Source organism: Streptomyces sp. NPDC018031 (assembly GCF_044327625.1).
Taxonomy (GTDB): domain Bacteria; phylum Actinomycetota; class Actinomycetes; order Streptomycetales; family Streptomycetaceae; genus Streptomyces.
In genome coordinates this window covers 1,232,088-1,245,395 of record NZ_JBIRFT010000001.1, presented here as the reverse complement: position 1 = coordinate 1,245,395, position 13,308 = coordinate 1,232,088, and the positions used below count along the sequence as shown (strand labels likewise).

The 13,308-nt window shown below is 71.3% G+C and carries 13 protein-coding genes, 3 tRNA genes and 1 pseudogene; 14 read left to right on the top strand and 3 right to left on the bottom strand.

Annotated elements, in window-relative coordinates:
• Positions 1–7: 7 nt before the first annotated feature.
• The gene (locus tag ACH4B3_RS05315) at positions 8–1,303 is read right to left on the bottom strand and encodes an amidohydrolase family protein (protein WP_398461339.1); all 1,296 of its coding nucleotides are present in this window, start codon (positions 1,301–1,303) and stop codon (positions 8–10) included.
• Between the two features lie 277 nt (positions 1,304–1,580).
• On the opposite strand from ACH4B3_RS05315, the gene ACH4B3_RS05310 reads away from it, so the two are divergent.
• The 6 genes and pseudogenes from ACH4B3_RS05310 to ACH4B3_RS05285 all read left to right on the top strand — a co-directional run.
• Positions 1,581–1,653: transfer RNA gene (locus ACH4B3_RS05310), tRNA-Thr, on the top strand.
• 54 nt (positions 1,654–1,707) lie between these two features.
• A tRNA-Met gene (locus ACH4B3_RS05305) sits at positions 1,708–1,780 on the top strand.
• Between the two features lie 115 nt (positions 1,781–1,895).
• Positions 1,896–2,060 (top strand): 50S ribosomal protein L33, encoded by a 165-nt coding sequence (gene rpmG, locus ACH4B3_RS05300; protein ID WP_004571794.1) that lies wholly within the window; start codon positions 1,896–1,898, stop codon positions 2,058–2,060.
• 107 nt (positions 2,061–2,167) lie between these two features.
• The gene (locus ACH4B3_RS05295; protein WP_398461338.1) at positions 2,168–2,647 is read left to right on the top strand and encodes a MaoC family dehydratase N-terminal domain-containing protein; all 480 of its coding nucleotides are present in this window, start codon (positions 2,168–2,170) and stop codon (positions 2,645–2,647) included.
• Positions 2,648–2,652: 5 nt separating this feature from the next.
• Positions 2,653–3,087, top strand: coding sequence for a MaoC family dehydratase (locus ACH4B3_RS05290; protein WP_398461337.1), 435 nt, complete (start codon positions 2,653–2,655; stop codon positions 3,085–3,087).
• Positions 3,088–3,267: 180 nt separating this feature from the next.
• Positions 3,268–4,338, top strand: a pseudogene (locus ACH4B3_RS05285) (UDP-N-acetylmuramate dehydrogenase); the annotation flags it as partial.
• 43 nt (positions 4,339–4,381) lie between these two features.
• Here the strand turns inward: ACH4B3_RS05285 and ACH4B3_RS05280 are convergent.
• Together ACH4B3_RS05280 and ACH4B3_RS05275 are read right to left on the bottom strand one after the other, a co-directional pair.
• Complete coding sequence (locus ACH4B3_RS05280; RefSeq protein ID WP_398461336.1) at positions 4,382–5,509, bottom strand: adenosine deaminase; 1,128 nt, start codon at positions 5,507–5,509, stop codon at positions 4,382–4,384.
• 190 nt (positions 5,510–5,699) lie between these two features.
• Positions 5,700–6,938, bottom strand: coding sequence for a pyridoxal phosphate-dependent aminotransferase (locus ACH4B3_RS05275; RefSeq protein WP_398461335.1), 1,239 nt, complete (start codon positions 6,936–6,938; stop codon positions 5,700–5,702).
• 181 nt (positions 6,939–7,119) lie between these two features.
• On the opposite strand from ACH4B3_RS05275, the gene ACH4B3_RS05270 reads away from it, so the two are divergent.
• The 8 genes from ACH4B3_RS05270 to rplJ all read left to right on the top strand — a co-directional run bounded on the left by ACH4B3_RS05270 (position 7,120) and on the right by rplJ (position 13,206).
• Positions 7,120–7,192: transfer RNA gene (locus tag ACH4B3_RS05270), tRNA-Trp, on the top strand.
• A 102-nt stretch (positions 7,193–7,294) separates the two neighbouring features.
• Positions 7,295–7,585, top strand: a complete 291-nt coding sequence (gene secE / locus ACH4B3_RS05265; protein WP_398461334.1) for a preprotein translocase subunit SecE — start codon at positions 7,295–7,297, stop codon at positions 7,583–7,585.
• A gap of 75 nt (positions 7,586–7,660) precedes the next feature.
• On the top strand, positions 7,661–8,563 hold the full coding sequence (nusG, locus tag ACH4B3_RS05260) for a transcription termination/antitermination protein NusG (RefSeq protein WP_398461333.1): 903 nt from the start codon (positions 7,661–7,663) through the stop codon (positions 8,561–8,563).
• A gap of 176 nt (positions 8,564–8,739) precedes the next feature.
• The gene (gene rplK, locus ACH4B3_RS05255) at positions 8,740–9,174 is read left to right on the top strand and encodes a 50S ribosomal protein L11 (RefSeq protein ID WP_030412999.1); all 435 of its coding nucleotides are present in this window, start codon (positions 8,740–8,742) and stop codon (positions 9,172–9,174) included.
• Positions 9,175–9,480: 306 nt separating this feature from the next.
• Positions 9,481–10,203 carry a 50S ribosomal protein L1 gene (gene rplA / locus ACH4B3_RS05250; RefSeq protein ID WP_398461332.1) on the top strand — a complete coding sequence of 241 codons (723 nt, stop codon included), beginning with the start codon at positions 9,481–9,483 and terminating at the stop codon, positions 10,201–10,203.
• Positions 10,204–10,435: 232 nt separating this feature from the next.
• Complete coding sequence (locus ACH4B3_RS05245; RefSeq protein WP_398461331.1) at positions 10,436–11,335, top strand: LppX_LprAFG lipoprotein; 900 nt, start codon at positions 10,436–10,438, stop codon at positions 11,333–11,335.
• 154 nt (positions 11,336–11,489) lie between these two features.
• Positions 11,490–12,383 carry a hypothetical protein gene (locus ACH4B3_RS05240; RefSeq protein WP_398461330.1) on the top strand — a complete coding sequence of 298 codons (894 nt, stop codon included), beginning with the start codon at positions 11,490–11,492 and terminating at the stop codon, positions 12,381–12,383.
• Positions 12,384–12,675: 292 nt separating this feature from the next.
• Complete coding sequence (gene rplJ, locus ACH4B3_RS05235) at positions 12,676–13,206, top strand: 50S ribosomal protein L10 (RefSeq protein ID WP_398461329.1); 531 nt, start codon at positions 12,676–12,678, stop codon at positions 13,204–13,206.
• Positions 13,207–13,308: the final 102 nt, after the last annotated feature.

Here is a 13,308-nt window from a genome sequence, read left to right as displayed (position 1 = left end):
CGGGCGGTCACGCCGGGGGCTGCTGCCCTTCGCCGCCCGGCGACCGCAGCTGCCGCGGCAGGTCCAGCGCCACCGCGACCGCCGAGTCGCAGTACTCGCGGACCGCGCTGGTGCGGGCCACCACCCGGCCCCGGTGCACCACGATCCGGCTGTAGGCGAGCGACAGCACGGCCGCCACGCCGGAGCCGCGCACCGCCAGCAGCTCCGCCGGGAAACCGGCCTCCACCCGCACCTCGGCGAGCCCCATCGCGGCGCGCGCCTCGGCGGACACCACCCGGTACGCCTCCTCCGGGCGCAGCCCGCCCTGCGAGGCGAGCAGGAACGCGGACTCCAGCGGGTCGCCGCGGCCCACCGGGTTGGCGGTGTCCCGCAGCGCCCCGCTGCCCGCCGTCACCCGTACCCCGGCGGCGCGCAGCAGCCGTACCGGGGCGCCCGGCGCGCCGTGGCTGCCGTGCCGTCCGGGCTGCTCCAGGCCGCCGCAGTCGCCCTGCGGCAGGCAGACGACCGTGACCCCGGCCGCGGCCAGCTGGTCCGCGGCGCGGGCCGCGATCGCGTGCGGCAGGCGGGCCAGGCCGCCGCAGGGGCCGATGCTGACGCCGGGCCGCAGGCCGCCGGACATCGCCGCGAGCCGGGCGAGCCGGGCCGGGTCGGCGCCGTCGGTGTGCAGGTCGACGGGGCAGCCGTGTTCGGCGGCGATGCCGAGGACGGCCTCCACGTGGCCGGTCGGGTCGGGGTCGAGGTCGGGACAGCCGCCGACGACGACCGGGCCGGCCCGGACCGCGTCCCGCAGGACGGCGAGCCCTTCGGCGCCGGCCACTCCGGTCAGCACCCGGGGCACCGCGACGGCGGTGAGGTCGGTGAGGCCGTGCAGCGCCTGCCGCGCCCTGAGTACGGCTTCGAGGGGACGCAGCCCGTGGACCCCGCCGACCCGGACATGGCTGCGCAGGGCCGTCGCGCCGTGTCCGAGGTGGAGCAGCGCGGCCTCGGTGGTGCGCCGCTGGATGTCCTCGGTGGTCTCGCTGAGCGGGCCGTCGGCGTCGGCGGTGAGGGCCGTGTCGCAGTGCGCGTGCGGCTCGGCGGGTGCGGGCAGCAGCAGGTAGCCGGTGAGGTCGACCCGGCCGGTGGCGGCGGTGAGGCTGCCCGCGGTGCCGACCGCCTCGATCCGTCCGCCGCTGAGCCGGACGTCCACGACCCGTCCGTCGGCGAGCCGGGCGCCGCCGAGTACCAGCGCGGTGGCCTCGGGGCCGGAGCCGTGCGGGGAGGGCCGGCGCGGCTGCTGCGGCTGCGGCTGGCTGTCGGGCATCGCGCTCCTGGGTTCGCGGGCGTACGCGGGGGCGCGGGCGGGGCGCCGGCGGGCATACGCGGCCAAGATCACTCAAGGTGGTCCGAGCCTAGGGCGCGGCGGGGACGGCTTCGCGGAGGAGCTGAATAGTCGTACCGGTGTGGTGCGGGCGGGGTGGGCCGGTGCGCGCCCCGAGGGGTTCCCGGGGCGGCGGAAGGGCCGCCGGAGGCGGTCTTGCGCGGGCGGCCGGATACGGATTTCACCTTCGGCGGCCAAGCGTGTAATGTCTTCATCGCTCGCCCCAATAGCTCAGTCGGCAGAGCGTCTCCATGGTAAGGAGAAGGTCTACGGTTCGATTCCGTATTGGGGCTCTGGTGTGTGAGGTTTCTGCTCGGTTTCGGCCGGGCGGGAGCCGATCGCATCGCAGCGGTGTAGCTCAGTCGGTAGAGCAAGCGGCTCATAATCGCTGTGTCACCGGTTCAAGTCCGGTCACCGCTACTGACAGTAGCCGATTGCGGGGTCGGTCCTTCGGTCGGCTACTATTTCTGCGTTCATCCATCCATCCCTAAGGGTTTGGCACCCTGGGGAGGCCCCACGGTCAAGGAGCACTCACGTGGCTGCCACCGACGTCCGCCCGAAGATCACGCTGGCCTGCGTGGAGTGCAAGGAGCGGAACTACATCACCAAGAAGAACCGGCGCAACGACCCGGACCGTCTTGAGATGAAGAAGCACTGCCCGCGCTGCAACGCGCACACCGCGCACCGCGAAACGCGCTGAATCAGGCTCATTCACGAGGCCGTCCCCACAACGGGGGCGGCCTCGTGCTGTTGCCGGGTCCATTGATCAACCGGTCCACCATTCACGTTGCAGGAGGTGCCGAGCCGATGGCGCTCGACCAGTCCTTCGTCGGGCGGTCCTATCCGCCTACCCGGCCTTATGAGGTCGGCCGGGAGAAGATCCGCGAATTCGCCGAGGCGATCGGTGACCCGAATCCGGTGTACGTGGACCCGGAGGCGGCCAGGGAGTTCGGCCACCCGGACGTGATCGCCCCGCCGACGTTCCCTTTCGCGATCACGACCAAGGTGGCGCAGCAGGTCATCGAGGACCCGGAACTCGGACTGGACTACACGCGCGTGGTGCACGGCGACCAGAAGTTCAGCTACACCCGCCCGGTGCGGGCCGGTGACCGGCTCAGCGTCACCTCCCACATCGAGGACATCAAGTCGCTCGCCGGCAACGACGTGCTGCTCGTCCGCAACGAGCTGCACGACGAGAACGGCGAGCACGTGGTGACGGCGCACACCAAGCTGGTGGCCCGCGCCGCCGAGGAAGGGTCTCCGAACACGGAGACCGCGGGAGAGTGACACGGATGACAGCGAAGGTCTCGTACGACGACGTGGAGGTCGGCGCCGAACTGCCGGCGCAGTCGTTCACCGTGGACCGCGCCACGCTGGTCGCGTACGCGGGCGCCTCGGGGGACTTCAACCCGATCCACTGGAACGAGAAGTTCGCCAAGGACGTCGGCCTGCCCGACGTCATCGCGCACGGCATGTTCACCATGGCCTCGGCGATCCGGGTGGTGACCGACTGGACCGGTGACCCCGGCTCGGTCGTGGACTACGGGGTGCGCTTCACCAAGCCCGTCGTGGTGCCCAACGACGACAAGGGCGCGGTCATCGAGGTCAGCGGCAAGGTCGCCGCCAAGCTGGACGACGAGGCCCGCACCGTCCGGGTGGACCTCACCGTGATGAACGAGGGCCGGAAGGTCCTGGGCATGTCCCGGGCCGTGGTCGCCCTCGCCTGACGCCCCGGGGGGTGCGGCGCCGGGGGCCGCACCCGGCCCTCGGCGCCGCGGCGCGCGGCCGTCCGCCCGCCCCGGCGCCGCCCGGCGGGCCCGGACCCCGCCCCCGCTCCGGCGCCGCCGGCGGGTCCGGAGGCCGCCCCGCCCCGGCCCGCCCGGCGGCCGGGACGCCGTTCGGCGGCCCGTACTCTTGAGCCCGTGCAGGAACTCCAGAACGCTCCCCTCGCCCCGCTGACCACGTTCCGGCTCGGCGGCCCCGCCACCCGCCTGATCACGGCCACCACCGACGACGAGGTGGTCGCCGCGGTCCGGGCGGCCGACGCGTCCGCCACCCCGCTCCTGATCATCGGCGGCGGCAGCAACCTGGTCATCTCGGACAAGGGCTTCGAGGGCACGGCCCTGCGCATCGCCACCCGGGGCTTCCGGCTGGACGGCACCCGGCTGGAGCTCGCCGCGGGCGAGAACTGGTCCGAGGCGGTCGCCCGCACCGTCGAGGCCGGGCTGGCCGGTATCGAGTGCCTGGCCGGCATCCCGGGCTCCGCCGGTGCCACCCCGATCCAGAACGTGGGGGCGTACGGCCAGGAGGTCTCGGCCACCATCACCGAGGTCGTGGCGTACGACCGCCGGGCCGGCGAGGTGGTCACGCTGTCCGGCGCCGAGTGCGGGTTCGCCTACCGGCACAGCCGCTTCAAGGCCGACCCGGGCCGCCATGTGGTGCTCCGGGTCCGGTTCGGGCTGGAGGACGCGGGCGGGCTCTCCGCGCCGGTCAAGTACCCCGAGACGGCCCGCGCGCTGGGCGTCGAGGCGGGCGACCGGGTGCCCGCCGCGGTGGTCCGGGAGACCGTGCTCGCGCTGCGGTCGGGCAAGGGCATGGTGCTCGACCCGGAGGACCACGACACCTGGTCCGCGGGTTCGTTCTTCACCAACCCCGTCCTCACCGCGGAGGAGCACGCCGCCTTCCTGGCGCGGGTCGCCGAGCGGCTCGGCCCGGACGCCACCCCGCCCGCCTACCCGGCGGGGGACGGGCTGACCAAGACCTCGGCCGCCTGGCTGATCGACAAGGCCGGCTTCACCAAGGGGTACGGCGACGGCCCGGCCAGGATCTCCACCAAGCACACGCTGGCCCTCACCAACCGCGGCCGGGCCACCACCGAGGACCTGCTGGCGCTGGCCCGGGAGGTCGTCGTCGGGGTCGAGGCCGCCTTCGGGATCTCGCTGGTCAACGAGCCGGTGATGGTGGGCACCTCGCTCTGACCCGGTGGCGTCCGGCGCACCCCGGCGGCCGGCGCCGCGGCGGTCAGCGCTGCAGCGCCGGCTCCGGGGCCGCGCCGGGGGCCGGGGCCGCGTCCAGCCAGCCGTCGACGGCCGCCAGCAGCTCCTGGCGCACCGAAGCGGGGGCGGCCGACCCGCGCACCGACTGCCGGGCCAGTTCGGCCAGCTCCTCGTCGGTGAAGCCGTGGTGGTCGCGCGCCAGCTCGTACTGGGCGGCCAGCCGCGAGCCGAACAGCAGCGGGTCGTCGGCGCCCAGCGCCATCGGCACCCCGGCCTCGAACAGGGTGCGCAGCGGCACGTCCGCGGGCCGCTCGTAGACGCCCAGCGCCACGTTGGAGGACGGGCACACCTCGCAGGTGATCCCGCGCTCGGCGAGCCGGCGCAGCACCCGCGGGTCCTCGGCCGCGCGGACCCCGTGGCCGACCCGGGCCGCTCCCAGGTCGTCCAGGCAGTCCCGGACGCTGCTGGGGCCGGACAGCTCGCCGCCGTGCGGCGCGGCCAGCAGGCCGCCGTCCCGGGCGATGGCGAAGGCCCGGTCGAAGTCGCGGGCCAGGCCGCGCCGCTCGTCGTTGGAGAGCCCGAAGCCGACCACGCCGCGGTCCCGGAAGCGCACCGCGAGCCGGGCCAGGGTCCGGGCGTCCAGCGGGTGCTTCATCCGGTTGGCGGCGACCAGGACCCGTATGCCGAGCCCGGTGTCCCGGGAGGCGCGGTCCACCGCGTCCAGGATGATCTCCAGCGCCGGGATCAGCCCGCCCAGCCGGGGCGCGTACGAGGTCGGGTCGACCTGGATCTCCAGCCATCCGGAGCCGTCCCGCACGTCCTCCTCGGCGGCCTCGCGCACCAGCCGCTGGATGTCCTCGGGCTCCCGCAGGCAGGACCGGGCGATGTCGTACAGCCGCTGGAAGCGGAACCAGCCCCGTTCGTCGGTGGCCCGCAGCTCGGGGGGTTCGCCGCCGCTGAGTGCCTCCGGCAGGTGCACGCCGTACTTGTCGGCCAGCTCCAGCAGGGTGCCGGGCCGCATGGAGCCGGTGAAGTGCAGGTGGAGGTGGGCCTTGGGCAGCTGACGCAGATCGCGCCGCCCGCCGGGTCCCGGCGGCGGTGCGGAGGTGGGTTTCCGGGCTGGTGGGGGACGGTCCCCGAAGGACTGCAACATCCCAAGATCCTGCCGTATCCCCCTCCGCCGGGGGAAGGGAATGCGCCCGACGGGCCGGTATGGGCCCGCACGGGTGGGTCCCCGAACGCCGATGCGGGGCCCACCGGGGCCCCGCATCGGCTTCAGGACAGTGTCACCACGACCGTCCGGGTGTGAATCGCGTCACGGCCGGGGGTGGTGGTGAACCGGGTCAGTCACGCGCTTCGGCGAGCAGCTTCTGGATCCGGGAGACGCCCTCGATCAGGTCCTCGTCGCCCAGCGCGTAGGACAGCCGCAGGTAGCCGGGGGTGCCGAACGCCTCGCCGGGGACCACCGCGACCTCGACCTCGTCCAGGATCAGCGCGGCGAGCTCGACCGAGTCCTGCGGGCGCTTGCCGCGGATCTCCTTGCCGAGCACGCCCTTGACCGACGGGTAGGCGTAGAACGCGCCCTCCGGCTCGGGGCAGAGCACGCCGTCGATCTCGTTGAGCATGCGCACGATGGTCTGGCGCCGGCGGTCGAACGCGCGGCGCATCTCGGCCACCGCGTCCAGGTCCCCGGAGACCGCCTTCAGCGCGGCGATCTGGGCGACGTTGGAGACGTTGGAGGTGGCGTGCGACTGCAGGTTCGTCGCGGCCTTGACCACGTCCTTGGGGCCGATGACCCAGCCCACCCGCCAGCCGGTCATGGCGTAGGTCTTGGCGACGCCGTTGACCACGATGCACTTGTCCCGCAGCTCGGGGACGACCACGGGCAGCGAGTGGAACTCGGCGTCGCCGTAGACCAGGTGCTCGTAGATCTCGTCGGTGAGCACCCACAGGCCGTGCTCGGCGGCCCAGCGGCCCACCGCCTCGACCTGCTCGCGGGAGTAGACCGCGCCGGTCGGGTTGGAGGGCGACACGAAGAGCAGCACCTTGGTGCGCTCGGTGCGGGCCGCCTCCAGCTGCTCGACCGAGACCCGGTACCCGGTGGTCTCGTCGGCCACGACCTCCACCGGCACGCCGCCGGCCAGGCGGATCGACTCCGGGTAGGTCGTCCAGTACGGGGCGGGGACGATGACCTCGTCGCCCGGGTCGAGGATCGCGGCGAAGGCTTCGTAGATCGCCTGCTTGCCGCCGTTGGTCACCAGGACCTGGGCCGCCTCGACCTCGTAGCCGGAGTCGCGGAGCGTCTTGGCGGCGATGGCGGCCTTGAGCTCGGGGAGCCCGCCGGCCGGGGTGTAGCGGTGGTACCTCGGGTCACGGCAGGCCTCCACGGCCGCCTCGACGATGTAGTCGGGGGTGGGGAAGTCCGGCTCGCCGGCGCCGAAGCCGATCACCGGTCGGCCGGCGGCCTTCAGGGCCTTCGCCTTGGCGTCGACGGCGAGCGTCGCGGATTCGGAGATCGACCCGACACGGGCTGATACCCGGCGGTCGGCGGGGGAGGACGCAGAAGGAGTAGCAGCGGTCATACCTGCATCGTCGCAGAACCCCGCCGGGCCCGGCACACGCCGTTCATCGGCCGGGAAACGCCTTACGTTCGACTGCGGGCGCTCGAGCACGTATGCTCATGCGTCGTTGGCCTCCCGGCAACGCATCGCTCCGCGCACTCCGTGCCGCAGGGCGGATGCGGTAAGTTGGGTTCAGCCGCAAAGGGTCGTAGCTCAATTGGTAGAGCACCGGTCTCCAAAACCGGCGGTTGGGGGTTCAAGTCCCTCCGGCCCTGCTACACGCATCATCATCAGGGTGCGTGCGCGCGTACTGAAAGCACCGCTGTGCGGCCGGGCCGGACGCGGCACGGCCACGACCCGGATTCAGGTGAGGATGAGTGACGGAAGCCATCGGCTCCACCGCGACGCCTGAAAGCGGTCGTCCAGAGGACGAGGTCGCGGCCAAGAAGGGCCGCCGTGGTGGCAAGCGCGGGAAGAAGGGGCCGTTCGGCCGTCTCGCGCTTTTCTACCGACAGGTCGTCGCGGAGCTCCGCAAGGTCGTCTGGCCCACGCGCAACCAGCTGACGACCTACACCACCGTGGTGATCATCTTCGTGGTCATCATGATCGGTCTTGTGACGTTGATCGACTATGGGTTCAGCAACGCCGTCAAGTACGTCTTCGGCTGATCCCGCGCGAGGGCGGCTCCTGCGAGCTGCCCCTTCGCACGTTCCACCCCTTGAAGCCAGGAAGAAGCAGCCACCGTGTCTGACCCGAACCTGAACGACGCCATCGAGCCGCGCGGGGATGCGGTCGAGTCCGTCGAGGACGAGCTCGACATCGTCGAGGCGGCGGACTCCGTGGACCCTGACCAGGCCGAGGCTGCCGACGCGGAAGCCGGTGTTCCGGCCGAGGAGGCCGCCCTCGACGTCGAGGACGAGGAGTCCGACGAGGACGCGGAGTCCGACGAGGAGTCCGTCGAGGACGACGAGACCGGGGAGACCGAGGACGAGGAGACCGCCGAGGCCCCGGAAGAGGCCGAGGCCGCCGTCGACCCCGTCGAGGCCCTCCGCGAGGAGCTCCGGACCCTGCCCGGCGAGTGGTACGTCATCCACACCTACGCGGGCTACGAGAACCGCGTGAAGACGAACCTGGAGCAGCGGGCCGTCTCGCTCAACGTCGAGGACTACATCTTCCAGGCCGAGGTGCCGCAGGAAGAGGTCGTCCAGATCAAGAACGGCGACCGCCGCACCGTCCGGCAGAACAAGCTCCCCGGCTACGTGCTGGTGCGCATGGACCTGACGAACGAGTCCTGGGGCGTCGTCCGCAACACCCCGGGTGTCACCGGCTTCGTCGGCAACGCCTACGACCCCTACCCGCTGACGCTGGACGAGATCGTCAAGATGCTCGCCCCGGAGGCGGAGGAGAAGGCCGCCAAGGAGGCCGCCGAGGCCGAGGGTCGTCCGGCGCCCAGCCGCAAGGTCGAGGTCCAGGTGCTGGACTTCGAGGTGGGCGACTCGGTCACCGTCACCGACGGTCCGTTCGCCACCCTCCAGGCGACCATCAACGAGATCAACGCCGACTCCAAGAAGGTCAAGGGCCTGGTCGAGATCTTCGGCCGGGAGACCCCGGTGGAGCTCAGCTTCGACCAGATCCAGAAGAACTGAGTCTTTCGGCGATACGCACGTCCGTCCAGGTCAGGCAGCGCTCGCACCGGTTCGCACACCGGCCGCGAGGGACTTCCTGACCTGCTCGGTTTCAGGGCTCGCCGCGATACCCGTTATCGTGGTGCGGTATGCCTGCTCGCAGGCAAAAAACCTCTCACTAGGACCCGGAGAGAGCAATGCCTCCCAAGAAGAAGAAGGTCACGGGGCTCATCAAGCTCCAGATCCAGGCCGGCGCCGCGAACCCGGCCCCGCCGGTCGGCCCCGCGCTGGGTCAGCACGGCGTCAACATCATGGAGTTCTGCAAGGCCTACAACGCCGCGACCGAGTCGCAGCGTGGCATGGTCGTGCCGGTGGAGATCACGGTCTACGAGGACCGCTCCTTCACCTTCGTCACCAAGACTCCGCCGGCCGCCAAGCTGATCCTCAAGGCCGCGGGTGTGGAGAAGGGCTCCGGCGAGCCGCACAAGACCAAGGTCGCCAAGATCACCCGCGACCAGGTCCGTGACATCGCCACCACCAAGATGCCCGACCTGAACGCCAACGACCTGGACGCCGCCGAGAAGATCATCGCCGGCACCGCCCGTTCCATGGGCATCACGGTCGAGGGCTGACGCCCGCAGCTCGCGTAGTGGCCGGCCGAGGAACGAGGCCGTCCGCGGAGCGAGTGAGCAGGAAGCCCGAGTGCATGGCAGTGGGCTGACGCCCGCAGCTCGCGTAGTGGCCGGCCGAGGTACGAGGCCGTCCGCGGAGCGAGTGAGCAGGAAGCCCGAGTGCATGGCAGTGGGCTGACGCTCGCAGCTCGCGTACGCGAGCCGCATGATCGACATCAGTGGCAGGGCCAGGCGCTGGCCCGGACCACGACTCCCCACCCGCCACGCGGCGACAGCCGCGAGGCGCTACCGCAATCAGGAGCAGCAGTGAAGCGCAGCAAGTCCCTCCGCGCTGCGGACGCCAAGATCGACCGGGAGCGTCTGTACGCCCCGCTCGAGGCCGTCCGTCTCGCCAAGGAGACCTCCTCGTCCAAGTTCGACGGCACCGTCGAGGTCGCCTTCCGCCTGGGTGTCGACCCGCGCAAGGCCGACCAGATGGTCCGTGGCACCGTGAACCTTCCGCACGGCACCGGTAAGACCGCCCGGGTCCTGGTCTTCGCGACCGGTGACCGTGCTGCGGCCGCGGAGGCCGCCGGCGCCGACATCGTCGGCTCCGACGAACTGATCGACGAGGTCGCGAAGGGCCGTCTGGACTTCGACGCCGTCGTCGCCACCCCGGACCTCATGGGCAAGGTCGGCCGCCTCGGCCGGGTGCTCGGTCCGCGTGGTCTGATGCCGAACCCGAAGACCGGCACGGTCACCCCGGATGTCGCCAAGGCTGTCACCGAGATCAAGGGTGGCAAGATCGAGTTCCGCGTCGACAAGCACTCGAACCTGCACTTCATCATCGGCAAGGTCTCGTTCGACGACACCAAGCTGGTGGAGAACTACGGCGCGGCGCTGGAGGAGATCCTCCGTCTGAAGCCGTCCGCCGCCAAGGGCCGGTACGTCAAGAAGGCCACCATCACCACCACGATGGGCCCCGGCGTCCCGGTCGACCCGAACCGCACCCGCAACCTCCTCACCGAGGAGGACCCGGCCGCCGTCTGAATCTGACGGCAGTCGCGGTCGCCGGCGCTGACCGGAGACAGGCCCCGCACCCGAGCCACCGAGCCGGGAGCGGGGCCTGTCCCGTGTCCGGGGCCGGTACCGGGGGCCGGGCCGGGCGGGGGCCGGTGCGGGCCGAGCAGGGGGGCCGGGGCAGCCAGGAGGAACGGTTCCGCGCATGAGGTACTGTCCCGAAACCAGCAGCATGTGCGGAATCTTTCCAAGGGTGGGGATCATGGCCTTCTTCGTACGTACCGGACGCGGCAGAACGGGCGCCGGGGCCGTCCTCGCCGCCGCACTGCTGTGCGGCGGGGCGCTCGCCGGCTGCGGCTCCTCGGACTCCGGCGGAGACCGGCAGCGACGGGCGGCGGAGCAGCCGGCCGAGCAGCCGGCGATGTCTCCGGTCGCGGCGGTGCGGGAGGCGACGAAGAAGAGCGGCAAGCTCACCTCGTTCCGCTACCGGATGACCGGCCGGACGCCGGCGGACGGCCGGGTCGAGGTCGACGCCGCGATGAGCCTGAAGCCCTTCGCCATGAGCATGAAGATGAGGGCGCTGGACGAGGGCGCCGACGCCGCGGTGGAGATCCGGGTGGTCGGCGACGCGTTCTACCTCGACGGGGGGAAGGAAGCCGCCGCCGAGGCGGACAGCAAGCGCTGGATCAAGTTCGACAAGTCCCTGATGGGCGCCGACGCCCCGGGCATGGGCGGCAACCTGGTCACCGACCGGCCGGAGAAGAACCCGGCGGGGGAGACGGACCTGCTCGCCGAGTCCGAGGACGTCAAGCGGGTCGGGGACGAGACCGTCGACGGGGTGCGGACCACCCGGTACAGCGGCACGATCACCATCGCGCAGCTCCGCGAGAGCCTCGCGGACGAGTCCCCGAAGATCCGTGAGAAGCGCGAGAAGAAGCTCGCCGAGTTCGAGGCCATGGGCGTCGACAAGCTGACCATGGACATGTGGATAGACCCGGAGCAGGGACACACCAAGCGGTTCCGGATGCGGGGCGAGGGGGACCAGGGCCCGCTCGACGTGACGATCACGTTCCTGGATGTCAACAAGCCTGTCACGGTCGCCGTGCCGCCGGCCGCCGAAACCATGGACATGGCACAGCTCGCCGAGGACGCCGAGAACTGAGCTGACCGGCGCACTCCACCCCGCCGGGAAGATCGGACACGGGCCCGGCGGCCCTTCCCGGGCCGCCGGGCCCCGCCCTTGGCCGCGTTGGCCCTGTCGGAGCCCTCGGCTACTCTCGTCGCGAACGTCAACACAGGGTTACGAGGGGGACAGCATGCGTACTGCCCGTCTGGGTTTCCGCGCCGCGGCGCTGGCCGGCGGCATCGTCATGGCGGTGGGTCTCACCGCCTGCGGGAGTGAGAAGGACGACAGCGACAAGCCCGTCGGCAAGGGCAAGGACTCGAACTCCTCCGAGGTCGCCCCGAAGGGCGCCATCGCGGCCCTGCAGCTGGCCTCGCAGCGCACCGACCAGCAGGACTCGGCGAAGATCGAGGGCAGCACGGTCATCGGGACCGCGCGCACCAGCATGTCCGGCGAGATGGACTGGGCCGACGGCATCCGCGCCCGGATGGACGTGACCCAGTCGGGTGGCGCGGTGCAGGGCTCGCCGATGGACGGCAAGGCGATGCCCGCCCTGTACACCCCCGACGCCATGTACATGAACCTCGGCGACGAGTTCGCGGCCTCGCCGGGTGCCGGCGGCGCGCACTGGGTCAAGTACGACTACGACGTCCTCGCTGAGAAGGCCGGGGCCGCGGGTGCCTTCCTCAAGGACACCATGCAGAACAACAACCCCGCCCGCTCGGTGCAGCTGGTGCTGGCCACCGGCGAGGTCAAGGCGGTGGGCGAGGAGACGGTCAAGGGCGTCAAGGCCACCCGCTACAGCGGCACGGTCAACGTGGCGGACCTGGCGAAGCTGCAGTCCAAGGACCTCACCGAGGAGGACCTGGCGAACCTGCAGAAGCAGCTGGAGCAGAGCGGCACCGAGACCGAGACCATCGACCTGTGGATCGATGAGAACAACCTGCTGGTGAAGAAGCGCGAGTACGGCGAGAACAACGCCGGGAAGTTCGACTCGACGGTCTACTACACCGACTACGGGACGGACGTCTCGGTCGAGGAGCCGGCCGCCTCGGACACCGTGAACTTCGAGGACATGCAGCAGTAGCCCGGCCGTCCCGGAGGTCGATTTGCCGGGCCGGGGGCCGTTCGCGTACTCTTCCACGGAAGCCAAAGACCGCTGGTCGTTGCTGTGTCTCCTCACGGAGCACGGCGGCCGAAGGATCCGCTAGCTGCGGACGACCTGCGCAGGTGACTGTGGACGCCACTCCCGCGACCGGCCCTCCGGGTCAGCCGTGGTCGAGTAACGCCCCGAGCGCCTGCGCCGGGGCGTTTCGTTTTGCCCAGGTCCTTATCCGACGCTAGGCGGTCCGCAATCACCCGGAAGGAGGCCGAGGCTCATGGCGAGGCCCGACAAGTCCGCCGCGGTTTCCGAGCTGACGGACAAGTTCCGCAGCTCGAACGCCGCCGTGCTGACCGAGTACCGCGGTCTCACCGTGGCACAGCTCAAGGAGCTGCGCCGTTCGCTCGGTGAGAACGCCCAGTACGCCGTGGTGAAGAACACGCTGACCAAGATCGCGGCCAACGAGGCCGGGATCGACTCGCTCGACGACCTGTTCAACGGTCCGACGGCGGTTGCCTTCGTCACCGGTGACCCGGTGGAGTCGGCGAAGGGTCTCCGTAACTTCGCCAAGGACAACCCGAATCTCGTCATCAAGGGCGGTGTCCTTGATGGCAAGGCGCTGTCCGCCGACGAGATCAAGAAGCTCGCGGACCTCGAGTCCCGCGAGGTTCTGCTCGCCAAGCTGGCGGGCGCCATGAAGGGCAAGCAGTCCCAGGCTGCCGCGCTCTTCCAGGCGCTCCCGTCGAAGTTCGTCCGCACCGCGGAAGCGCTTCGCGCCAAGCAGGCCGAGCAGGGCGGTGCCGAGTAATTCGGCTCGCGTCATGACCGCCGCCGCATAGCGGCACAGGTCACAGCGGGCCGCTAGCCCGCCGAAATGTACATCCGGCACCAGCCGAATTAGTGGAAGGAC